Below are 19,614 nucleotides of genomic sequence, written 5' to 3'. Positions count from 1 at the left end.
GGAACCACATGCCTGCTTACAGATCCAGAACCTCGACCCATGGCCGCAACATGGCCGGTGCCCGTGGCCTTTGGCGCGCGACCGGGATGACCGACAGCGATTTCGGTAAGCCGATCATCGCCATTGTGAACAGCTTCACGCAGTTCGTACCGGGTCACGTCCACCTGAAGGATCTGGGCCAGATGGTCGCCCGCGAGGTCGAGGCCGCTGGCGGCGTCGCCAAGGAATTCAACACCATCGCCGTCGATGACGGGATTGCGATGGGCCATGACGGGATGCTCTATTCGCTGCCCTCGCGCGAAGTGATCGCGGACTCGGTTGAATACATGGTCAACGCCCACTGTGCTGACGCGATGGTCTGTATCTCGAACTGCGACAAGATCACCCCCGGCATGCTGATGGCCGCGATGCGCCTGAACATCCCGGTGATCTTCGTGTCCGGTGGCCCGATGGAAGCGGGCAAGATCGACATTGCCGATCTGGACGCCAAGAAGATCGACCTTGTCGACGCGATGGTTGCCGCTGCCGACGACAAATACACCGACGAGCAGGTTCAGCACATCGAAGAGAACGCCTGCCCGACCTGCGGATCGTGCTCGGGCATGTTCACTGCGAACTCGATGAACTGTCTGGCCGAGGCGCTGGGGCTGGCGCTGCCGGGCAATGGTTCGACGCTGGCGACCCACGCCGACCGTAAAGGCCTGTTCCTGGAAGCAGGCCGCAAGATCGTCGAGATCACCAAGCGTCACTATCAGGACGAAGAAAAAGGTCTGCTCCCACGTGAGATCGCAACCTTCGAAGCGTTCGAAAACGCCATGTCGCTGGACATCGCCATGGGCGGGTCCACCAACACGGTTCTGCACCTTCTGGCTATCGCCAACGAAGGCGAGGTTGATTTCGACATGACCGACATGGATCGCCTGTCGCGCAAAGTGCCCTGCCTGTGCAAGGTCGCGCCGAATATTCATAACGTCCACATGGAAGACGTGCACCGTGCCGGTGGCATCTTCTCGATCCTTGGCGAACTGTCGCGTGCGGGTCTGCTGCACAACGACGTGCCGACCGTACACTCGACCACCATGGGCGAGGCGATTGCGAAATGGGACATCAAGGTTGCCAACAACCCGGCTGCTGAAGAGCTGTTCAAAGCTGCCCCCGGTGGCGTGCGCACCACGCAAGCGTTCAGCCAAGCCAACCGCTTCAAGGAACTGGACACCGACCGCGAAGGTGGCGTGATCCGTTCGGCGGAACATGCATTCTCGAAAGACGGTGGTCTGGCGGTTCTGTTCGGCAACATTGCCGAAGACGGCTGCATCGTGAAAACAGCAGGCGTGGATGAAAGCATCCTGACCTTCACCGGCACCGCTCATGTTTGCGAAAGCCAAGACGCGGCTGTGAACAACATCCTGACCGGCAAGGTCAAGGAAGGCGACGTGGTTGTCATCCGTTACGAAGGCCCGCGCGGTGGTCCGGGGATGCAGGAAATGCTGTACCCGACCAGCTATCTGAAATCCAAGGGTCTGGGCAAAGCCTGTGCGCTGCTGACGGACGGTCGCTTCTCGGGCGGGACTTCGGGCCTGTCGATCGGTCACGCCTCGCCGGAGGCCGCCGAAGGTGGCGCGATCGGTCTGGTACAGGACGGCGATAAGATCGAGATTGATATCCCGAACCGCACCATCAACCTTGCCATCTCGGACGAGGAAATGGCGGCCCGCCGTGCCGAGCAGGACAAGAAGGGCTGGGTCCCCGCCGAGCCGCGCAAACGCAAGGTATCGAAGGCGCTGAAAGCCTATGCGATGCTGGCGTCGTCGGCAGCAAAAGGCGCAGTTCGCGTCATCGACTAAACACAACCGGGCGCGTAGGTAGGAATACCCACGCGCCCGTTTTCCCTTTCCCGACCGCCCCCTCTGCCCCTAGGCTAAGGATGCGAACGGAAAGGATCCCCCATGCCCATCAAAGCAATTGCCTTCGACGCCTACGGCACTCTTCTGGATGTCTATTCGGTCGGCGCCTTGGCGGAAGAGTTCTTCCCCGGCAAGGGTGCAGATATCGCCGTCACATGGCGTGACAAGCAGATCGAATACACCCGCCTGCGGACGATGTGCGACCAATACGCCGATTTCTGGCAGGTGACCGGGGATGGGTTGGATTATGCTTGCGAATTGCATGGGGTGACGCCAACCGCCGCGCAGCGCGCTGCGTTGATGGGTGCCTATGAGAAGCTGACCGCGTTTCAGGAAAACCACGCCCAACTGACCCGCCTGAAAGCCGCCGGGGTGCCGATGGCGATCCTGTCGAACGGAACGCCTGCGATGCTCGACAGCGCGTTGGAGGCTGCTGGGCTGGACGGGCTGTTGGATCACGTTCTGTCTGTCGACAGTGTCGGCAAATTTAAAACCGCGCCCGAGGCCTATCAGATGGGTCCGGACGTGTTCGGTTGTGACGCGTCAGAGATTCTGTTCGTCTCGTCCAATTGCTGGGACATCTGTGGCGCCACGTGGTTCAGCTATCACACGATCTGGCTGAACCGCTACGGCCTGCCGATGGAGAGGCTCGGCGTCGAGCCGATGGCCCACGGGACTAGCCTGAAGGACGTGGCAGACTACGCGCTGGCGTCGTTTTCTGGGTGACGCTGCGCGCTTTTCGGTCCCTGATCGGTGATCATGTCATACGATAGCGTATGGTCCATGTTCCGCATCCGATGGCGCAGCATGTGCCGTGTCAGTCGCATCATATCCGCAGCATGTTCCGGTTTGTCGGCAACATTCTCCAACTCTCCCTGACCGTCGTGATCGAACAGAAGCGGCGGCAGCTCTGCGGCGAACTCAATCAACGTGAACCGGCTGTCGCGCAGGATGCCAACGCAGGAGTTGCTGGCATCTGTCCCCAGTTCTTTCTGCCACAGGGTCGGGGTGATCGGGTCCGCGAAATCCAGTTCCGAGAAGGAATAGTCGCGCCAATCCTTGGGCACCTCGCCTGACAGGAACGGCAGCAAAGACCGCCCGTCCATCGCGTTCGGCACCTCTTGTCCGACCCAGCTTAGGATCGTGGGCGTCAGGTCGATGCTCTCGGTCGGGACATCCACCACATGCCCCGCTTTGCACTCCGGCGCGTGGATGATCAGCGGCGTGTGATAGGCTGCGTCATAGACCGAGTGTTTGCCCCATGCGTGGTGGTCTCCCAGCATCTCGCCATGGTCGGCGGTGACGATCAGCAGCGTTTCGCCCCACTGGCCGCTGTCTTTCAGGAAGCTGACGACGCGCCCGATATGGTGATCCACTTCGGTCGCCAGCCCCAGATAGACGGCGCGTAGCGCTTGCAGGGTTTCGTCGCTGTCATCGGCCTTGGCGCCAATGACGAAATTCGCCGCCTTTTCCTTGGCCAGCGCAGGCCCAAAGAACGGGTGGACCGCAGCCTCGTCATCCCGCGAGCCAACGCGGGTGGGCGCGGGCAGGGTGGTCGGGTCGTACATGTCGTTATAGGGCGCGGGCGCGACCAGCGGCGGGTGCGGACGGATATAGGTTAGATGCGCGAACCAGCTTTGATCGGCATAGGCGGGCATCCGGTCAAGGAACTGATCTGTCAGGAAAGCGGTGTCGCTATCCTTAGCTGAATACACAGCGGGCGCATTGATCGCAGACCCGTCGCCGCCGGGGATATAAAGCTGCCAGTAGTTGTCCCAGTGATGCCCCTTGCCCATCAGGTAGGACCGCCACGGGTACGACATCTCTAGCCGCATCTCGACCTGTTCGACAAAGCCGGACATGGCTTGTTCATAGGTCTGAACGGCGGGATCATTCGGGGCGAAGATACGCGGGTCTTGCGACGTATCCGTATAGCCAAACAGCATGGGCAGATAGCCCGCCTTGCGCATCTCGCTGGCGATGGTGGGCGTGTCGTGGCGCAAGGGCGTGCCGTTGCGGACCGAGCGGTGGTTCATCGCATATTGCCCCGTCAGGATCGAGGCACGCGACGGCCCGCACGGGTTCACGACCGAGAAGTGACGCTCGAACGTGACGCTTTCGTCCAACAGCGCACGCAGATTGGGCAGGTCCACGTGATCGGCCAACGCCCCATGCAGGCAGTCCGCCCGCAGCTGGTCGATGATGATAAACAGCACGTTTTTCTTGGCGGTCATCGCGGATCCCTCCCCTGTACTGAAATTGATAGGGCATGGATTTTCACCGCGTCCAGCGGAAGTTGCGCTGGTTCGGTCGAAAGCGGCAAACTGGTACGTCCGGCAAAAGAAAAGCCGCAGCGCGTGGGGGCGCTGCGGCTGAAACCTAATAGGATGTGTTTGGATCAGGCTTCGGCGCGCGACAGAACGCTGGCCGGACGCACTTTGACCAGGGCTGCGGTCAGCATGCCAGCCAGCGCGGCTTTGATCACATCGCCGGGAATGAAGGCGGTGACCAGAGCGGTCGATTCCACCAGCGTCTTGTCCAGCATGATCGCCATGCCCGGAATGCCAAAGCCGTAGAGCACGATGATGCCACCCACGACGGCGGCGACACCGGCGCTCAGCCAGACGGGGCCAGTGCGCCATTTCTCAGTGATCAGGCCGGTGACGAAGGCGGCAATCGGGAAGCCGATCAGGAAGCCGACAGTCGGGCTTGCAAAGACGCCAAGGCCTCCGCGCCCGCCAGCCAGAAGCGGCAGGCCGATGGCAACCAGCAGCAGGAACAGAAGCACGGCCAGCGCGCCACGCTTGGCGCCCAAGATGGTGCCGCACAGCATGATGCCAAGGCTTTGGGCGGTGATGGGCACGCCGAAGAACAGGTCGATCTTGGGGATCAGGCCCAAGGCCGCGATCAGGGCTGCGAACAGCGCGATAAGGGTTACGTTCTTTTCCATTGAGTTAAGACTCCTTCATGGCATCGAAACCGCCGCGCGCGCGCAGCGCATCGGAAATGTGGTCTGCGTCGTCCAACGCAAGAACCGTGAATGGCAGGATGATGCGCCAGCCGGGGCGGCGGGCAGACCGGGCGCGCCAGGCCTCGGTCAGGTGGGTGCCTTTGGCTAGAAGCACAGGCGTAAAGCGGATGACCAGCGCGATGGCGGTCTCAAGGTATTCGGTGCGCAGCCCTAGCGCGCGCAGGGGCGTTGCCAGCCAGCGCACCACGGCGATCATATCAGACAGGCGGGTAGTCATGGTGACCAGATTGGCCAGCCCAACGGCGGTCAGCATGCGCAGGATGATCACCAGCCCATCCACCGGGCTGCGGATAATCAGGTGATAGATCCCGACCAGCACGACGAAGGGCCACAGCACTTTCAGTGCGCGCAGTCCGGCGCGCAGAAAGCTTTGGCCGGGCAGGGCATAAAGCGTCAGCGTGGTGGCGAAGGCGGCCAGGTGGAACCACAAGCTTTGCATTTGAAACAGCACGATCGTCACGACGCACAGCCCCGCCAGCTTCAGACCGGCGGGCCAGCCGTGGGCGCGGGTCTCAATCGGAGAGGTCAGAGATATCATCGCTCTCTCCTTGCTGTTTCATCTGGGCGGTGAAGGCGGGCAGCACATCGGCGGGCAGACCTTGCTGCGCCAGCGCCCCGGCTTCGATCCATAGAACGTGGTCATAAGTGGTCAGCTCGTGCGGGTCATGGGTGACGTGGACCAGCGTGCCCTCGTAGCGATCCAGATAGCGGCCAAGCTGCATCCGTGTGGGAATGTCCAACCCTGCGAAAGGTTCGTCCAGCACCAGAATGCGCGGGGCCATCGCCAACACCGCCATCAGGCAGACAAGTTGCTTTTGTCCCTGAGACAGCCCGTGCACATGGCTGTCCGCCCAGTGGCTTTTGCCGAAGCGCTCCAGTTGGGTACGGGCAGCACCCTCGGGGTCGTCCAGTCCCAGCTGGCGCAGACCAAAGGCCAGTTCCTCGACCACGGTGGGGAAGATGATCTGGTGGTCTGGGTTTTGAAACAGGATGCCCACCAACGACAGCGCCGCACGACGGTCTTTGGCCGGGTCGATCCCGTCCACGCGGACGGTGCCCGCGCTGGGTTCCACCAGTCCCGACAAGAGCCGCGCGAAGGTGGTCTTGCCCGACCCGTTGCGCCCGATGATGCCGATGCGTTTGGCGGTCAGGTCCACCGACAGCTCTGACAGAATCCGACGCTCGGCCACCGCAAAGCTGGCAGCTTGGAATTCGATCCGCGCGGGTTTCATCTGACTGTCCATGTGCCCTTTCCAAGGCCCGAAGTTTGCAGGTGTTTGACGGGGCTTTTAACCGGACGCAAGAGAGAATGCCGCAAGAAAATGCAGAAAACGTAGTTCTACCCCGTCACATTTCGGGCCTCGAATTTGATCATGTCAGGTGCAGAATGCGGCAGTAAGCGTATTCCATTGCCGTTGGGTCAACTCTCCGCGCTCGGCCACCATCCAATAAGAGTTCTCGGACGGCAGCGCGTCGTCCGACAAGCGGACAAGCGTGCCGGTGGCCAACGCCTGTTCAACCATGGGGATCGAGGCCAGTAACACACCCGCCCCGGCCCGTGCGGCGGCAAGGGCGGCGGTGAAAGTGTCAAAGCGCAGATGCGGAATGGGGGTGGGCGCGTCGCCCGTGTGGGCCGCCCATTCGTGCCAGCCCATGCGCGGGCCGGACAGCCCAATCCGGGGCAACTCCTGCCAGCGGTCCGGATCCACGCCTTGCATCAGCGCGGGGGCCGCGACGGGGGCCAGCACCTCGTCAAACAGGCGGGCGCGGTGGGGGATGCTCCAATCCCCGCTGCCATAGCGCAACCGCACCCCGCGCAGCTGCGGATTGTCTTCGGACGCCAGCATTAGTGTCTTGAACGACAGTTGCACATCCGCACCCAGCGACAGTCCCGCCAGCCGCGGCGCAATCCAATGCTCAAGGACCGAGGCGCTGCTCCACACCGTCAGGCGTTTACGTTGGATGCCAAAGAGTTCCTCTGAACTTTGGCGCAATGTCCCCAGCGCGTGGGTGACGTAGGGCAGCCATGCCTCGCCCTCGACCGACAGCACAACGCCGCGCGGTTTGCGGATGAACAGCGCGACGCCCAGACGTGTTTCCAGATGCCCGATCCGTTGGCTGATCGCGGCCTGCGTCAGCCCGGTTTCCTGCGCGGCGGCGGTGAAACTGCCCAGCCGCCCGGCGGCTTCGAACGCGTGGATCCAGTCGAGCGGCAGGTTTGAGAGGGGATTATCCATAAGCAGATCGGGGTCTCAGGTATGTTTTCGCTTGGTTGTCCTTATCACGCTTTGGGCGGACAATCATCCCAGGATCAACGCGTCACAGGAGACACGCGCATGTTTACCACCCAGCTTGACCCATCGGGCCAGGTTTTGACCCTGACCACCCCCAACGGCCCGCTGCGTTTTCACGCCATGTGGCTGCGTGACAATTCGTGGGATCCCGAGACCCGCGCAGCAGGCAACGGCCAGCGCTTGGTATCGTTGGGCGAACTGCCTGCCGACACACATATGACTGAGGCGTCCGCCAGCGGCGATCAGGTGACCATCCGTTTTGCGCCTGAAGGGAAGACCATCACCTATGACGCAAGCTGGCTGATCGACAACGCCTATGACCGCCCCGCCCCGGCCGAACGCGGTTGGCTGGGCGACGGGATCGAAACATGGGATTCGGGTCTGATGGGCGCTGTGCCTATTGGAGACTTCGCGCAGCTGTCGTCGGACCCGAATGCACTAGCCGCGTGGTTGGAGCAGGTCACCCGCTTTGGGTTCGGCAAGGTTGTAAACGGGCCCGTCGAAGACGGTGCGCTGTTCAAGGTCGTCGATCTGTTCGGCTATGTCCGCGAGACCAACTACGGCCGTCATTTCGAGGTCCGGACCGAGGTGAACCCGACCAACTTGGCCTTCACCGGGCTGGGGCTTCAGGCGCATACGGACAACCCGTATCGCGATCCGGTGCCCTCGGTTCAGGTGCTCTATTGCTTGGAAAGCTCGGCCGCTGGGGGCGAGAACATGGTCGTGGACGGCTTCGCTGCCGCGCGCAAACTGCGCGAGGAAGACCCGGCTGCTTTCGACGTTCTGGCCAATCACTGCGCGCAGTTCGAATACGCGGGCGAGGAAGGCGTTTGCCTGCAATCGCGCCGCCCGATGATCGAACTTGCCCCGGATGGCGAGATCATCGGCGTCCGCTTCAACAACCGCTCGCTGGCGGCAGTGACCGACGTGCCGTTTGACCAGATGCAGGCCTACTATGCCGCCTATCGCCGTCTGGGCGAGATCATTGATGATCCCGCGATGGAGGTCACCTTCCGTCTGGAACCGGGCGAGGGCTTCGTGGTCGACAACACCCGCGTTCTACACGCCCGCAAGGGATACTCGGGCGAAGGTACACGTTGGCTTCAGGGCTGTTATTCGGACAAGGACGGGCTGCGTTCAACCCATGCTGCCCTATCGCGTTCGCGCACGCAGGAGGCTGCAGAATGAAGCCGGATATTGAAGCGCTGACGTCTGAAAACATCGTCGAATTCATCGGAGGTATCTTCGACCGCCGTGGCGGTGAAGAATATCTGGGCGAAGACGTCACCATGGCCGAACACATGCTGCAAGGCGCCACCATCGCCGAGCAGAACGGCCAAAGCGAAGAGATCATCGTTGGCGCTCTTCTGCACGACATTGGCCACTTCACGTCCGAGTTTGGCACCTATCACCCGGATGACACCGAAGACCGGCATCACGAAGATGCGGGCGCTGAGGTTTTGGAGCAGTTCTTCCCCAGCGTGATCACCGATTGCGTGCGCTTTCACGTCGCGGCGAAGCGCTATCTATGCGCGACCAAGCCGACCTATTTCGACCGGCTGAGCGCTGCGTCAGTGCATACGTTGGAATTGCAGGGTGGGCCGATGAACGCGGACGAGGTGGCGGAATTCGAACAGAATCCAAACCTGAAAGAGATCATCGCCGTCCGCTATCTGGACGAAGCCGGCAAGCGTGCCGGGATGGAAACGCCGGACTATTGGCACTTTGCGCCGATGGTTCAGCGCATGGTGGACCGTCGCTGCGGCTCGGCGGATCGCTAAGCCGCGTTATTCTTGGTTCGGCGGATGGATCAGGATCGGGGCCGTGAAGCTGAACTCTTCCAGATTTGCGCCATCGCCGATCCGGTCCACGACAGCATAAAGCCCTTGCGCCCCGATGGGCGCAAGGACCCCGTGCCATGTGCCTTTGTGCAGGTTGATCGCCTGATCGGGGCGCATGATGAAGGCGCGCGGCGTGCCGGGGGTGCCAGCTTCGTCCGGGCAGACCGTAACCAGCAGGGGCACGCCGTTCATCGGGATGAACGCCTGCGATCCCAGCGGGTGCCGTTCCACCAGATCCAGTTCATAAGGAAACTGCCGCGGCTTGCCGTCAAACAGGCTGATCCCGGCACGGCCATCGCCAAAGTCCAATTGCGCCAGATCGTGATGACGCTGGCACATGCCCGCGTTGATGGTCAGGCTGTCGCGGTCGGTCAGCTCCAGCACATCGCCGAACGGCGCAAAGGGGTCAGCCGTCAAGGGCTGCGCGGTGATGTCGGTCATGGCAGCAGGTCCATCAGGCGGAACGCGGCGATGCGTTCGACTTGGCGGCAGGCCTCGGTGAATTCGGTGGCGCGGTCGTTGTGGATACGGCGCTTGAAGGCCGCCAAGATCGAGGCCTTATCGTGGTCGCGCACCGCAATGATGAAGGGGAAGCCGTGTTTGGCCACGTAGTCCGCGTTCAGCTGCGTGAAGGTCAGCCTCTGCTGGTCCGTCAGCATATCCAGCCCGGCGCTGGCCTGTTCCGAGGTGCTTTCCGCCGTCAGCCGTCCCGCCGCCGCCAGTTTGCCCGCCAAATCCGGGTGGGCGCGTAGAACGCCCAGCCGTTCATCTCCGCTGGCGGTTCGGAAGGCGCGGCAGAGCGCGTTGTGCAAGCCCACGGCGCTGTCATGGGCGGGGCCAAGCTCCAACTCGAAGGCGCGTTCGGCGACCCAAGGGGAGTGTTCGAAGATCCCACCGTAAAGGTCCACGAAACGGTCCCGCGTCATCTGGCTGGGGCGCTCGATGCGGGTGTGCGGATGGTGCGTCGCCCAGTGCTCGGCAATCTCGATCCGGCGGGGGCACCAGACATCGTCGTGGCGTTGGATGTGGTCGATGAACCGGCGCAGACCGGCGATTTTGCCGGGGCGGCCGATCAGGCGACAGTGTAGCCCGACCGACATCATCGACGGGCGATCACTGGCCTGACCTTCGGCATAAAGCGTGTCAAAGGCGTCGATCAGATAGTCCCCGAAATCGTCCCCTGTCACCCAGCCCGGCGCGGTCGCAAAGCGCATGTCATTGGCTTCCAGCGTGTAGGGGATGATCAGCTGATCGCGTTCTCCGATTTCGGTCCAATAGGGCAGGTCGTCGTCGTAAGTATCTGATATATAGTCAAACCCGCCATGCTCGGCGACCAGCCGTACGGTGTTTTCCGAACACCGCCCGGTGTACCAGCCACGCGGGGGCGTGCCGACGACCTCAGTGTGCAGACGGACAGCCTCGGTGATCGCGGCGCGTTCCTCGTCCTCGGGCATGTCCTTGTGGTCCACCCATTTCAACCCGTGGCTCGCGATCTCCCACCCGGCATCCTGCATCGCGGCCACCTGTTCGGGGCTGCGGGCGAGGGCGGTGGCCACGCCATAGATCGTCACCGGAATATCCGCGCCCGTGAATAGACGATGCAGCCGCCAGAACCCCGCCCGTGCGCCGTATTCATAGATGCTTTCCATGTTCCAGTGCCGTTGGCCGGTCCACTGGGCAGCACCAGGAATGTCGGACAGGAACGCCTCGGACGCGGCATCGCCGTGCAGCACGCAGTTCTCGCCGCCTTCCTCGTAATTCAGGACAAACTGAACTGCGATTTTGGCCTCATTCGGCCAGTTCGGGTTGGGCGGTGTCGGGCCGTGGCCGCGCATGTCACGGGTGTATCTGTCGGGCATGGGTTCCCTCGTACTTGGTTCCTGTCCACCCTTCCAAGGAACGCGGGTCAGGTCAAATGGGATTGCGCCAGATCGCCGATCCCCCAATAGTGAAGCCAAGGAAAGGACACGCCATGACCGGATATCTAACCACCCACGTTCTGGACACGGCGCGCGGCTGCCCGGCGCAGGGCTTGCGCATTGACCTCTACCGGATCGAGGGCGAGGTGCGGGCGTTGGTGCGTTCCCTTGTGACCAATGACGACGGGCGGACGGACGAACAGATCCTGCCGTCTGACGAGTTTGAGGCCGGGGTTTACGAGCTGGACTTCCATGCGGGCGACTATCTGCGTGCGACCGGTCAGGACGGGGAAAGCCCGCTGTTCCTTGATATGGTCCCCATCCGTTTCGGCATATCCGAGCAGGCGCATTACCACGTGCCGCTTTTACTATCGCCTTATGGATACTCGACATATCGCGGAAGTTAATTCTTTTCGAAAACAAACCCTTACAAATTTTGCGACTTCTCCCGTCACATCTGCGACCCGTCGCCACCCGTGCTTTCGCTTGACTCGTCCCCGCCTGTTCTGACATTCAAGGCCAGCGATCGGTTTCGCGTGTGCAGAAGCACCGCGAAAGTAATAGGGAACCCGGTGAGGTGTAGCCAACAGGCGCCAAGTCCGGGACTGCCCCCGCAACTGTGAGCGGCGAGCAAAGCTGAACATGCCACTGGGTCCGCCCCGGGAAGGCCAGCTACGCGACGACCCGCAAGTCAGGAGACCTGCCGGACGCTGGGCAATTGCCCATTTCCACCGGACGCCGGGGTGAGCGTCTGGCCCGGCGGTCCAAAGACCCTCCCGTGCCGATACCCCGTTCGTTCATTTGATTGCAGGGCAACCTGCGACGTCGAATGAGGACGACATGAAAAAGACACTTCTGGCCGCTGCACTGGCCGCTTTTGTACCCGTTGCCGCGCAGGCACATTTCCTGCTGCAACACACCGATGAGGTGCTGATCGAGAAGCCCGGCGATGTGCCGATGGGCCTGATCTTCTGGCACCCGATGGAGAATGGGCACGCCATGAATATGGACGCCCCGCAAGAGTTCTTCATGATCCACAAGGGTGAAAAAACCGACCTGATGGATCGCGTGGCGCCTGCCACCTTCAAGGGCAAAAGCAACGACGCCTCGGCTTTCACCGCGTCCGTGCCGGTCAAACGCTCGGGCGACTACGTGGTCGTGACCGTGCCTGCGCCCTATTTCGAGCCCAGCGAAGACATCTACATCCAGCAGATCACCAAGTCGGTTCTGAACCGCAACACGCTGCCCACCGATTGGGACCAGCCCGTTGGTCTGCCGACCGAGATCTTGCCGCTGAACAAGCCCTACAACGTTGTCGTCGGCTCGACCTTCTCGGGTGTGGTTCTGTCGGAAGGCAAACCGGTTCCTGGTGCTGAGATCGAGATCGAGTACATGGCTTCCGAGCCCGACCTAACAGCCTTCACCGCCACCGACAGCACGGTCAGCCCGATGCCCGGCGGGACCATCGTGGCCCTGACCGACGCAAACGGCGTCTTCACCTTCGGCATTCCGAAAGCGGGCAACTGGGGCTTTGCGGCCTTGGGCACCGGCCCGGCGACCGAGCACAACGGCAAAGAGCTGAGCCAAGACGCGGTTCTGTGGATCAACGCCACCGAGCTAAAGTAAGGACCACGCGATGCACATTGTAGATGGAGCCCTGTCAAATCCCGTGCTGCTTGGCGGCGCGGTGTTGGCTGTGGGCGGGATCGCGATGGGCCTGAAGAAGCTGCCGTTGGAGCGTATTCCGGCGGCAGGCGTGCTATCCGCCAGTTTCTTCGTGGCGTCTCTGATCCATGTGCCCATCGGTCCAAGCTCGGTCCACCTGATCCTGAACGGGTTGGCGGGGCTGGTTCTGGGATGGGCGGCATTCCCGGCGCTATTTGTCGGGCTGCTTTTGCAGGCCGTGTTCTTTGGCTTCGGCGGGTTGACCGTGCTGGGCGTGAACGCGGTGAACATCGCGGGGCCAGCCGTTCTGGCTGGTTTGATCTTCGGGCGCCTTGTTGCGCGCGGCACCCCCATGCAGGGCGCGATCTGGGGCGGGATTGGCGGAGGCTTTGCCATCGCGGTGACCACGCTGGCCGTGGCCTTTTCGCTGGCCTTGTCGGGGGATGAATTCATCCCCGCAGCCAAACTGGTCTTCGTGGCGCATATTCCTGTTATCATCATCGAAGCGCTTCTGTCCGGCGCGGCCATTTTCCTGGCCCGCCGCGTGAAGCCCGAGCTTTTCGCGGGCTCGAAAGGAGGGTGGACATGATCCGATCCCTAGTTCTGATCCTCGCCATGGCAGCACCCGTGCCCGCCTTGGCCCACAACATCATCTCGTCCGTCTTCCCGTCCGGGTCGGACATCGAGGGCGAGATCGGCTTTTCCAGCGGCGACATGGCAACAGATCTGCTGGTCGAAGTCTTTGACGAAGCGGGCAATAAGCTGGGCGAGACAGTCACCGACGCGGATGGATTCTTTGTCTTCACGCCGACGCAGCCCGTCACCCATATCTTCCGCGGTGACCTAGGCGCCGGCCACGTGGCCGAAGTCATGATGCCCGCTGCCGAGGTTGCCGGACTGATGGGACAGGAGGCTGCAGCGTCAAAGGCCGCTGCGTCTGTCGCGGCACCCACCGCGACGGCGGGCCTGTCCGGCCTGTCCGATCAGGCCCGCGCGGAACTTGCGACTATGATCCGGACCGAGCTGCGTCCGCTGCGGCAGGAACTCAGCGCGTATAAGAACAAGAATAATCTGCAGACCGTTCTGGGCGGGTTGGGCTATATCGCGGGCCTGTTCGGCCTTGGCTTCTACATCGCGGCCCGCCGCAAGATGGAGGGCGGCAAATGACCTATGTCCTGACCGGCGAAGACAAACCGCTTACCGGCTTTGGCGCGCTTCGGGCGGCGGTGTCTTCGCTTGATCCACGGATGCGGATCGTGATGACCGTGATCTATGCCATCACAGTGGTTGCGCTGGACGATCTGCGGGTTCTGTCCGGTGCCTTGATCCTGTCGATGTGGCTTCTGGCGATCTCGGGCCTGCCGTTTCAGAAGACGCTGAAGCGCATGGCGATGATGGACGGGTTCATCATTTTCACCTTGATCCTTCTGCCCTTCACCATGCCCGGCACGCCGATGTTTTCGGTCTTCGGGTTTGACGCCACATGGGAAGGCCTGTGGCGCGCGACCGAGATCGCTTTGACCGCCAACGCCGTCATTCTGGCGGTGATGACGCTGGTCGGCTCGATGGAGCCGGTCACCATGGGTCACGCCCTTTTCGCCCTGAAAACGCCCGAACGGCTTGTGCATCTGATGATGTTCACGATCCGCTATATCGACGTCCTGCGCGAGGAATATCTGCGCCTACGGACCTCGATGAAGCTGCGCGGGTTCCGCCCCGGTACGAACTGGCACACCTATCGCAGCTACGGCTATCTGGTGGGCATGATGTTGGTGCGCGCGATTGAGCGTTCGGAACGCATTCTCGCGGCGATGAAATGCCGGGGCTTCTCGGGCCGGATCGTGCTGCTGGAAGAGTTCCGCCTGACCCGGACTGATGTGATGTTCGCAGGCGCGATGGCGCTTGCGCTGGCTGCCCTGATCTGGGCCGAGGTCGCCTATGCCGCTGCTTGAACTGACTGACATCCACTTTGCCTATCCGGGGCTTGAGCCGGTGCTGGACGAGGCGTCCATGCGGATGGATCCGGGTGAGCGGCTGTCGATTGTCGGGCCGAACGGCGCGGGTAAGTCGACGCTGTTGAAGCTGATCATGGGGCTGTTGCAACCGGACGCGGGGACCATCACCGCCTTCAGCAAACCCCGTACGCAGGAAGCAGACTTTCACGAAGTCCGCCGCCGCATCGGCTTTGTCTTTCAGGACGCCGACGACCAACTGTTCTGCCCCACCGTGGCCGAAGACGTTGCCTTTGGCCCCCTGAACCTTGGCAAGTCGAAGGACGAGGCACTGGCGATTGTGGATCAAGTGCTGACCCGTCTTGGTCTGATGCATCTGCGCGACCGGATCACGCATAAACTGTCGGGCGGCGAAAAGCGTCTGGTGACGCTGGCGACTGTGCTGGCCATGGAGCCCGAAGTGCTGATCTTGGACGAACCCACAAACGCGCTGGACCCGGACAACTACGCCCGCTTGACCGAAATCCTGAAAGGGCTGGATCAGGCGATTCTGCTGGTCAGCCACGCACCCGAGTTCCGCGCCGAGATCGCGCCGGATGGTTATCGGTTGGAGCATCGGAAACTGGTGCGGATCTAAAATCTGCCCGGTCGATAGACCGGGCTGCGCCGACCCGCCCCCATGGGGCGGCGCAATGCGCCACCCCGCGGGTCTATGCAGCCCTACGCGTTACCCCAGCCGCACAACTTCTCCGCCGGCAGCATCTGCGTCTTCCTGATCATGGGTGACCATCAGAACGGGCAACGCTCGGGCGCGGGCGTGGTCGAATACCAGCGCACGGACTTGTTCGCGCAGGGCCGCATCAAGGCCGGAAAACGGTTCGTCCAGCAACAGCGCCTTAGGTTCCGACAGCAACATCCGCATCAACGCCACCCGTGCCCGTTGCCCACCGGACAGGGTTTCGGGATCGCGATCTGCGAAGCCCTCCAGCCCCACTTCCGCCAGCGCCGCGTCAATCTTTACGCGCCGCTCGGCACGCGTGCCGCCTTGGGCCAGTCCGAAGGCCAGATTTGCGCCGACGCTGAGATGCGGGAACAGAAGCGCGTCTTGGAACAGAATGCCGACACAGCGATCCTCGGGCGGCATGGGCAGCAGGTCGCGGTCCTCTAGACGGACATGGCCATGCAGCGAGAATGCCGGGGGCAAGGTGCCGATGATCGCCGACAGCAGCGTGGATTTCCCGACGCCGCTTGGCCCCATGATCGTCAGCACTGATCCGGGCGCGACATGGGTGTCGATCTCGATCAGCGGTACGCCGTCTTTCAGGATGCGGACGTGGTCCAGATGCAATCCGTTAGCCATTCAAAAGCCCCTTTCGATTGCGCCATACCAAAGCGGGCAGCGCCAAGGCCAGCGCGAAGGGCAACATCGCGGCGGCGGTTTGCATCAGGCCGAAGACGCCGATGGCGCGGCGGTCTCCGCCAGACGCCAGCGCGATGGCCTCGGTGGTCAGGGTTTCGACCCGGCCTCCGCCCGCCAGAAGCGTGGGCAGGTATTGCCCCACGGACACGGCGACGCCCACTGCGGTGGCGGTCAAGAGCGGGGCCAGCAGCATGGACAGGCGCACGCGCCAAAGGATTTGATTGGGCGAGGCCCCCAGTGCTTTGGCGACGGTGGCTTGGCGGCTGTCCCATGAGCTCCACGGTCCTTCCAGAGACAGGCGCAGATAGGGCAGCACAAAGACCAGATGGGCCAGAATGACGGGCAGCCGCCCCATGCCCAGCCCAAGGTTCAGAAGCAGGGTTTGCAGCCCCGGCAGGAATGCGGTTTGCGGCAGGATCAGCGGCAGATAGATCAGCCACATGCCCCGTTGGGTCAGGCGCAGGCCGTAGCGTTCCTCGGTCTCCAGACAGCCGATGGTCAGGATCATCCCGATGATGACCGAGACGCCAGCGATTAGCGCGGTTTCCCCCAGCGCGTCCAGACTACCCGTGCGGTGGCGCATCCAGCTGCGCAGGGTGAACTGGTCGGGCAGCAGGTCAGGGAAGCTCCAGAACCCGGCGAAGGACCAGATGATCAGGCCGAGGAAACCCAAGAGCAGCGACAGCGAGACCGTGGTGCCGAGGGCAAATCCTGCAACACGCAGGGCGGTGTCGCTGCGCCCGCGTCGTCCAGCCTCGACCTGGCGACGGGCAAGGCGCGCGATCAACGCTTCGCCCAGAAACCACAGACCGACGCCCGCGATGACCAGCGCTAGTTGCCACAACGCGGCAGCGGCGGCGAGCAGCCGGAAGCCAATGTCCGGATCGGACATCCAGCGGACGATTTGCACCGATAGGGTGGGTGGTGTCGACGGGCCAAGGATCACCGCCACATCCACGACCGACATGGCCCATGTCAAAACCACAAGCACGGGCAGGCGGATGCGGGCGTAGAGCGCCGGGAAGATGGCGATCATCCATGCTTTGATGCGGCCATATCCCATGCTCTGGCTCAACGCCATGCGGCGGCGTCCGTCGATCTGGCCAAGGGCAGCGATGGACATGAGGAGGAGGAACGGGACCTCTTTCACCACCATGCCTGCGATTAACGACAGCCCCCATGGGTCATTGAGGATCAAAAGGTCCGGCGGACGCTCCCACCCCGTCAGCCACGGGGAGAACAGGCGTGCGATCCAGCCTGACGGAGCGATCAGAAAGGCCAGCCCGAAGGCGGCGGCGGCGTGGGGGACCGAGAGGAAGGGGGACAGCAGACGTTCGAGCACGCGAAACCCGCGTGTGCCTGTCCAGCCTGCGAGGATTAGGGCTGTGATGGCCAGCGACAGGACAGCCGAGACCACGCCCGTGACCAGCGACAGCCGCGAGGCATCCGACAGGCCGGGCCAGTTCCAAAGCGCGCGGAAGGGATCAAGCGACGGGCCGGTATGTCCGCCCGCCGGGAAGTGCCCAAACGCGGGCAGAAGCGTTCCCCACAGCCCTGCCACCAGCGGTCCCAGCAGAAACAGGACCGTCAGCAATGGAAACAGGGGAAGGCGGGGGAGGTATTTCATATCAGAGTATTGCCCCGCACGCAGCGCGCGGGGCAATCGTATTTTACTGAACGCCGTAGCGCGACTGCCAGTCTTCGGCGATGCGGGTCATCCAGCTGGGATGCGGCTCGTCCTGCACGCGGCCCAGCTGGGCGGGCGTCAGAGTGGCGATGCCCAGATCCAGCGCGTCAAAACGGGCGCGGTCTTCGTCGGACAGCGCTGCCATGTTCAGAACCGTACCATATCCCAACACGTTCGGGTCTTGCGCGTGAGCCTGCGCCTCGGGCGACATCAGGAAATCGGCCAGCACCATCGCGCCTGCTTTCGACCCCGAGTTATACGGGATCGCCACGAAGGAGGCGTTGCCAATCGTGCCCTTGTCCAGAACGAAGGTGCGCACGGTGTCGGGCAGTTCGTAATTGGCGATGGCGGTCGAGGCCGCGCTGGGGCTGAAGGAGACAGCCATGTCCAGCTCTCCGTCATTGATCAGCTGGATCTGACGGGTACCGTTGGGCGGATAGGCGCGGCCCTCGCGCCACAGGGCGGGGGTCAGTTCTTCCAGATAGTCCCAAAGCGGCGCGGTGACATCGGCGTAGTTTTCATCCGACACGGGCGCGGCCAGAACCGATGGATCGTCCAGCAGCTCGACCAGCATTTGCTTCAAGAAGGTCGTGCCCAGGAAATCGGGCGGCTGCGGATAGGTGAAACGGCCGGGATGGGCTTTGGCCCACTCAAGGATCGCGGCGGCAGAGGGAAGCGGCTTAGCAATGTCGGCGGTGTCATACATGAACACCACCTGCGCCATCGCCCACGGGGCTTCATAGCCTTCGACCGGAACGGTGAAGTCTGTGCGGACAGTCTTGCCCTCGGCATCTACGAATTGCCAGTTCGGCAGGTCCTCGGCGAACGGACCAAACAGCAAACCGTTGTCTTTCATCGAGGCAAAGTTGGCCCCGTTAATCCAGATCATGTCGATCGCGCCGTCATCGTCCTGACCGGCTTGCTTTTCCGACAACACCCGGGTCACGGCGTCGGCGGTGTCGGTCAGCTTCACATGCTCCAGCGTCACGCCATAGCGTGCTTGGATCTGGTCGCCGGCCCATTCGATGAACGCGTTCGTGGTGGGCGAACCGCCCCATGCGTTCCAGTAAACGGTCTGGCCTTTTGCCTCGTCCAGCACGGCATCCCAATTCGCGGGATCAGGATCAGCAAAGCTGGCCGTGGGCAGAAGGGTCGACGCCAAAAGGCTGGCGGCAAGAGCAAGGTGTTTCATTTGGACTCCTGTTGATCGGAAAGGATGGGGCCAAAGGCCTGATACGCACCCCAGACGCGCAGAATGGCGGTGGCGAAACAGGCGATGGCAAAGAGCCATGCCAGAGGCATGAAGAAACGGGGGGCAAGGCAGAGGATGACGAAGAACAGGATCGTCTCGGTGCCCTCAAGGATGCCATTGGAATAGTAGAGCGACTTGATCCCCTGTGCGCGGGTGTCCATGCCGCGCTTCGCCGCAAGGATCGCGTAGCCAAGGAAGCTGGCGCCGTTCACATAGAAGCTCAGCAGAAGGACCGCGCCCGCGATGCCGTTTGTGGCGGGATCGTACAGGATGAAGGCGAAGGGAATGGTGCCGTAAAAGGCAAAGTCGGCGGTGATATCCAGATAGCCGCCAAAGTCAGTCCGCGTGCTGGCGCGAGCGATGGCGCCGTCCAGCCCATCCGCGACGCGCGAGGCAAGGATCAGCCAAAGCCCCAGCGTGAACTGTCCAAACACGATGCTGATCGCTGCCAGCAGGCCAAGCCCCAGCCCCACCAACGTCACCGCATTGGCGCCGACGCCTGTGCGCGCCAGCAGGCCGCCTACACGATCCAGCGGCGGATCAATCAGTTTCCGTGCATAAGCGTCCAGCATGGCGCGCCCTTTCCCATCGCCGATCTGTTGCGGCGTTTACGGATATCTGGACCAAATCCGCCCCCCGCGTCCATGCG

Annotated in this window: 21 protein-coding genes and 1 riboswitch; of the genes, 10 read left to right on the top strand and 11 right to left on the bottom strand. The window is 62.5% G+C overall.

Annotated elements, in window-relative coordinates; translation table 11 throughout:
* Positions 1-8 precede the first annotated feature (8 nt).
* Complete coding sequence (gene ilvD, locus Q0677_RS00875) at positions 9-1,844, top strand: dihydroxy-acid dehydratase (protein ID WP_133486947.1); 1,836 nt, start codon at positions 9-11, stop codon at positions 1,842-1,844.
* A 102-nt stretch (positions 1,845-1,946) separates the two neighbouring features.
* On the top strand, positions 1,947-2,630 hold the full coding sequence (locus Q0677_RS00870) for a haloacid dehalogenase type II (protein ID WP_298905015.1): 684 nt from the start codon (positions 1,947-1,949) through the stop codon (positions 2,628-2,630).
* Here Q0677_RS00870 and Q0677_RS00865 read toward each other — a convergent pair.
* The 5 genes from Q0677_RS00865 to Q0677_RS00845 all read right to left on the bottom strand — a co-directional run bounded on the left by Q0677_RS00865 (position 2,603) and on the right by Q0677_RS00845 (position 7,172).
* Positions 2,603-4,138, bottom strand: a complete 1,536-nt coding sequence (locus Q0677_RS00865) for a sulfatase-like hydrolase/transferase (RefSeq protein ID WP_298905012.1) — start codon at positions 4,136-4,138, stop codon at positions 2,603-2,605. The genes Q0677_RS00870 and Q0677_RS00865 overlap by 28 nt on opposite strands.
* Positions 4,139-4,302: 164 nt before the next feature.
* Positions 4,303-4,854 carry a biotin transporter BioY gene (locus tag Q0677_RS00860; RefSeq protein WP_298905009.1) on the bottom strand — a complete coding sequence of 184 codons (552 nt, stop codon included), beginning with the start codon at positions 4,852-4,854 and terminating at the stop codon, positions 4,303-4,305.
* A gap of 4 nt (positions 4,855-4,858) precedes the next feature.
* The gene (locus Q0677_RS00855; protein WP_298905007.1) at positions 4,859-5,473 is read right to left on the bottom strand and encodes an energy-coupling factor transporter transmembrane protein EcfT; all 615 of its coding nucleotides are present in this window, start codon (positions 5,471-5,473) and stop codon (positions 4,859-4,861) included.
* The gene (locus tag Q0677_RS00850) at positions 5,448-6,179 is read right to left on the bottom strand and encodes an ABC transporter ATP-binding protein (RefSeq protein ID WP_298905005.1); all 732 of its coding nucleotides are present in this window, start codon (positions 6,177-6,179) and stop codon (positions 5,448-5,450) included. Before Q0677_RS00850 ends, Q0677_RS00855 begins: the two co-directional genes overlap by 26 nt.
* A gap of 132 nt (positions 6,180-6,311) precedes the next feature.
* On the bottom strand, positions 6,312-7,172 hold the full coding sequence (locus Q0677_RS00845) for a LysR family transcriptional regulator (protein ID WP_298905003.1): 861 nt from the start codon (positions 7,170-7,172) through the stop codon (positions 6,312-6,314).
* A 99-nt stretch (positions 7,173-7,271) separates the two neighbouring features.
* Between Q0677_RS00845 and Q0677_RS00840 the strand changes: the two genes are divergently transcribed.
* On the top strand, positions 7,272-8,417 hold the full coding sequence (locus Q0677_RS00840) for a TauD/TfdA family dioxygenase (RefSeq protein WP_298904999.1): 1,146 nt from the start codon (positions 7,272-7,274) through the stop codon (positions 8,415-8,417).
* Positions 8,414-9,010, top strand: coding sequence for an HD domain-containing protein (locus Q0677_RS00835; protein ID WP_298904996.1), 597 nt, complete (start codon positions 8,414-8,416; stop codon positions 9,008-9,010). Before Q0677_RS00840 ends, Q0677_RS00835 begins: the two co-directional genes overlap by 4 nt.
* A gap of 6 nt (positions 9,011-9,016) precedes the next feature.
* Here the strand turns inward: Q0677_RS00835 and Q0677_RS00830 are convergent, their stop codons facing one another.
* Together Q0677_RS00830 and puuE are read right to left on the bottom strand one after the other, a co-directional pair.
* Positions 9,017-9,511 carry an ureidoglycolate lyase gene (locus tag Q0677_RS00830; RefSeq protein ID WP_298904993.1) on the bottom strand — a complete coding sequence of 165 codons (495 nt, stop codon included), beginning with the start codon at positions 9,509-9,511 and terminating at the stop codon, positions 9,017-9,019.
* Positions 9,508-10,929 carry an allantoinase PuuE gene (gene puuE / locus Q0677_RS00825; RefSeq protein WP_298904990.1) on the bottom strand — a complete coding sequence of 474 codons (1,422 nt, stop codon included), beginning with the start codon at positions 10,927-10,929 and terminating at the stop codon, positions 9,508-9,510. Before puuE ends, Q0677_RS00830 begins: the two co-directional genes overlap by 4 nt.
* A 113-nt stretch (positions 10,930-11,042) precedes the next feature.
* Between puuE and uraH the strand changes: the two genes are divergently transcribed.
* From uraH to Q0677_RS00795, 6 genes are all read left to right on the top strand, one after another.
* Positions 11,043-11,396 (top strand): hydroxyisourate hydrolase, encoded by a 354-nt coding sequence (gene uraH, locus Q0677_RS00820; protein WP_298904987.1) that lies wholly within the window; start codon positions 11,043-11,045, stop codon positions 11,394-11,396.
* A gap of 103 nt (positions 11,397-11,499) precedes the next feature.
* A riboswitch (cobalamin riboswitch) is annotated at positions 11,500-11,712 on the top strand.
* 117 nt (positions 11,713-11,829) lie between these two features.
* A complete protein-coding gene (locus Q0677_RS00815; RefSeq protein WP_298904984.1) occupies positions 11,830-12,615 on the top strand; it encodes a DUF4198 domain-containing protein in 786 nt (261 codons plus the stop codon).
* 10 nt (positions 12,616-12,625) lie between these two features.
* Positions 12,626-13,243: a cobalt transporter CbiM gene (cbiM, locus tag Q0677_RS00810; RefSeq protein WP_298904981.1), complete on the top strand. Its 618-nt coding sequence runs from the start codon at positions 12,626-12,628 to the stop codon at positions 13,241-13,243.
* Positions 13,240-13,821: a cobalt ABC transporter permease gene (locus Q0677_RS00805; RefSeq protein ID WP_298904978.1), complete on the top strand. Its 582-nt coding sequence runs from the start codon at positions 13,240-13,242 to the stop codon at positions 13,819-13,821. Before cbiM ends, Q0677_RS00805 begins: the two co-directional genes overlap by 4 nt.
* Positions 13,818-14,606, top strand: a complete 789-nt coding sequence (gene cbiQ / locus Q0677_RS00800; RefSeq protein ID WP_298904975.1) for a cobalt ECF transporter T component CbiQ — start codon at positions 13,818-13,820, stop codon at positions 14,604-14,606. Before Q0677_RS00805 ends, cbiQ begins: the two co-directional genes overlap by 4 nt.
* Positions 14,593-15,243 carry an ABC transporter ATP-binding protein gene (locus Q0677_RS00795; protein WP_298904972.1) on the top strand — a complete coding sequence of 217 codons (651 nt, stop codon included), beginning with the start codon at positions 14,593-14,595 and terminating at the stop codon, positions 15,241-15,243. Before cbiQ ends, Q0677_RS00795 begins: the two co-directional genes overlap by 14 nt.
* A gap of 90 nt (positions 15,244-15,333) precedes the next feature.
* Here Q0677_RS00795 and Q0677_RS00790 read toward each other — a convergent pair whose 3' ends face one another.
* Genes Q0677_RS00790 through Q0677_RS00775 form a run of 4 tightly spaced genes read right to left on the bottom strand, consistent with a single transcriptional unit; the run spans position 15,334 to position 19,537 of the window.
* Complete coding sequence (locus Q0677_RS00790; protein ID WP_298904969.1) at positions 15,334-15,966, bottom strand: ATP-binding cassette domain-containing protein; 633 nt, start codon at positions 15,964-15,966, stop codon at positions 15,334-15,336.
* Positions 15,959-17,653 carry an ABC transporter permease gene (locus Q0677_RS00785; protein ID WP_298904966.1) on the bottom strand — a complete coding sequence of 565 codons (1,695 nt, stop codon included), beginning with the start codon at positions 17,651-17,653 and terminating at the stop codon, positions 15,959-15,961. The genes Q0677_RS00790 and Q0677_RS00785 overlap by 8 nt, the downstream gene beginning before the upstream one ends.
* A gap of 43 nt (positions 17,654-17,696) precedes the next feature.
* Positions 17,697-18,905, bottom strand: coding sequence for an ABC transporter substrate-binding protein (locus Q0677_RS00780; protein WP_298904963.1), 1,209 nt, complete (start codon positions 18,903-18,905; stop codon positions 17,697-17,699).
* Positions 18,902-19,537 (bottom strand): CDP-alcohol phosphatidyltransferase family protein, encoded by a 636-nt coding sequence (locus Q0677_RS00775; protein WP_298904960.1) that lies wholly within the window; start codon positions 19,535-19,537, stop codon positions 18,902-18,904. The genes Q0677_RS00780 and Q0677_RS00775 overlap by 4 nt, the downstream gene beginning before the upstream one ends.
* Between the last annotated feature and the right edge of the window lie 77 nt (positions 19,538-19,614).

The sequence above is a fragment of the uncultured Aliiroseovarius sp. genome, assembly GCF_947492455.1.
Lineage (GTDB): Bacteria > Pseudomonadota > Alphaproteobacteria > Rhodobacterales > Rhodobacteraceae > Aliiroseovarius.
Note: the sequence above shows the minus strand (reverse complement) of the source record. Positions and strands in the feature narration are given on the sequence as shown.

What these genes read in the sequence shown, in the direction of transcription:
- ilvD (WP_133486947.1), top strand. Translation starts at nt 9, where the DNA reads ATGCCTGCTTACAGATCCAGAACCTCGACCCATGGCCGCAACATGGCC.
- Q0677_RS00870 (WP_298905015.1), top strand. Translation starts at nt 1,947, where the DNA reads ATGCCCATCAAAGCAATTGCCTTCGACGCCTACGGCACTCTTCTGGAT.
- Q0677_RS00865 (WP_298905012.1), bottom strand. Translation starts at nt 4,138, where the DNA reads ATGACCGCCAAGAAAAACGTGCTGTTTATCATCATCGACCAGCTGCGG.
- Q0677_RS00860 (WP_298905009.1), bottom strand. Translation starts at nt 4,854, where the DNA reads ATGGAAAAGAACGTAACCCTTATCGCGCTGTTCGCAGCCCTGATCGCG.
- Q0677_RS00855 (WP_298905007.1), bottom strand. Translation starts at nt 5,473, where the DNA reads ATGATATCTCTGACCTCTCCGATTGAGACCCGCGCCCACGGCTGGCCC.
- Q0677_RS00850 (WP_298905005.1), bottom strand. Translation starts at nt 6,179, where the DNA reads ATGGACAGTCAGATGAAACCCGCGCGGATCGAATTCCAAGCTGCCAGC.
- Q0677_RS00845 (WP_298905003.1), bottom strand. Translation starts at nt 7,172, where the DNA reads ATGGATAATCCCCTCTCAAACCTGCCGCTCGACTGGATCCACGCGTTC.
- Q0677_RS00840 (WP_298904999.1), top strand. Translation starts at nt 7,272, where the DNA reads ATGTTTACCACCCAGCTTGACCCATCGGGCCAGGTTTTGACCCTGACC.
- Q0677_RS00835 (WP_298904996.1), top strand. Translation starts at nt 8,414, where the DNA reads ATGAAGCCGGATATTGAAGCGCTGACGTCTGAAAACATCGTCGAATTC.
- Q0677_RS00830 (WP_298904993.1), bottom strand. Translation starts at nt 9,511, where the DNA reads ATGACCGACATCACCGCGCAGCCCTTGACGGCTGACCCCTTTGCGCCG.
- puuE (WP_298904990.1), bottom strand. Translation starts at nt 10,929, where the DNA reads ATGCCCGACAGATACACCCGTGACATGCGCGGCCACGGCCCGACACCG.
- uraH (WP_298904987.1), top strand. Translation starts at nt 11,043, where the DNA reads ATGACCGGATATCTAACCACCCACGTTCTGGACACGGCGCGCGGCTGC.
- Q0677_RS00815 (WP_298904984.1), top strand. Translation starts at nt 11,830, where the DNA reads ATGAAAAAGACACTTCTGGCCGCTGCACTGGCCGCTTTTGTACCCGTT.
- cbiM (WP_298904981.1), top strand. Translation starts at nt 12,626, where the DNA reads ATGCACATTGTAGATGGAGCCCTGTCAAATCCCGTGCTGCTTGGCGGC.
- Q0677_RS00805 (WP_298904978.1), top strand. Translation starts at nt 13,240, where the DNA reads ATGATCCGATCCCTAGTTCTGATCCTCGCCATGGCAGCACCCGTGCCC.
- cbiQ (WP_298904975.1), top strand. Translation starts at nt 13,818, where the DNA reads ATGACCTATGTCCTGACCGGCGAAGACAAACCGCTTACCGGCTTTGGC.
- Q0677_RS00795 (WP_298904972.1), top strand. Translation starts at nt 14,593, where the DNA reads ATGCCGCTGCTTGAACTGACTGACATCCACTTTGCCTATCCGGGGCTT.
- Q0677_RS00790 (WP_298904969.1), bottom strand. Translation starts at nt 15,966, where the DNA reads ATGGCTAACGGATTGCATCTGGACCACGTCCGCATCCTGAAAGACGGC.
- Q0677_RS00785 (WP_298904966.1), bottom strand. Translation starts at nt 17,653, where the DNA reads ATGAAATACCTCCCCCGCCTTCCCCTGTTTCCATTGCTGACGGTCCTG.
- Q0677_RS00780 (WP_298904963.1), bottom strand. Translation starts at nt 18,905, where the DNA reads ATGAAACACCTTGCTCTTGCCGCCAGCCTTTTGGCGTCGACCCTTCTG.
- Q0677_RS00775 (WP_298904960.1), bottom strand. Translation starts at nt 19,537, where the DNA reads ATGCTGGACGCTTATGCACGGAAACTGATTGATCCGCCGCTGGATCGT.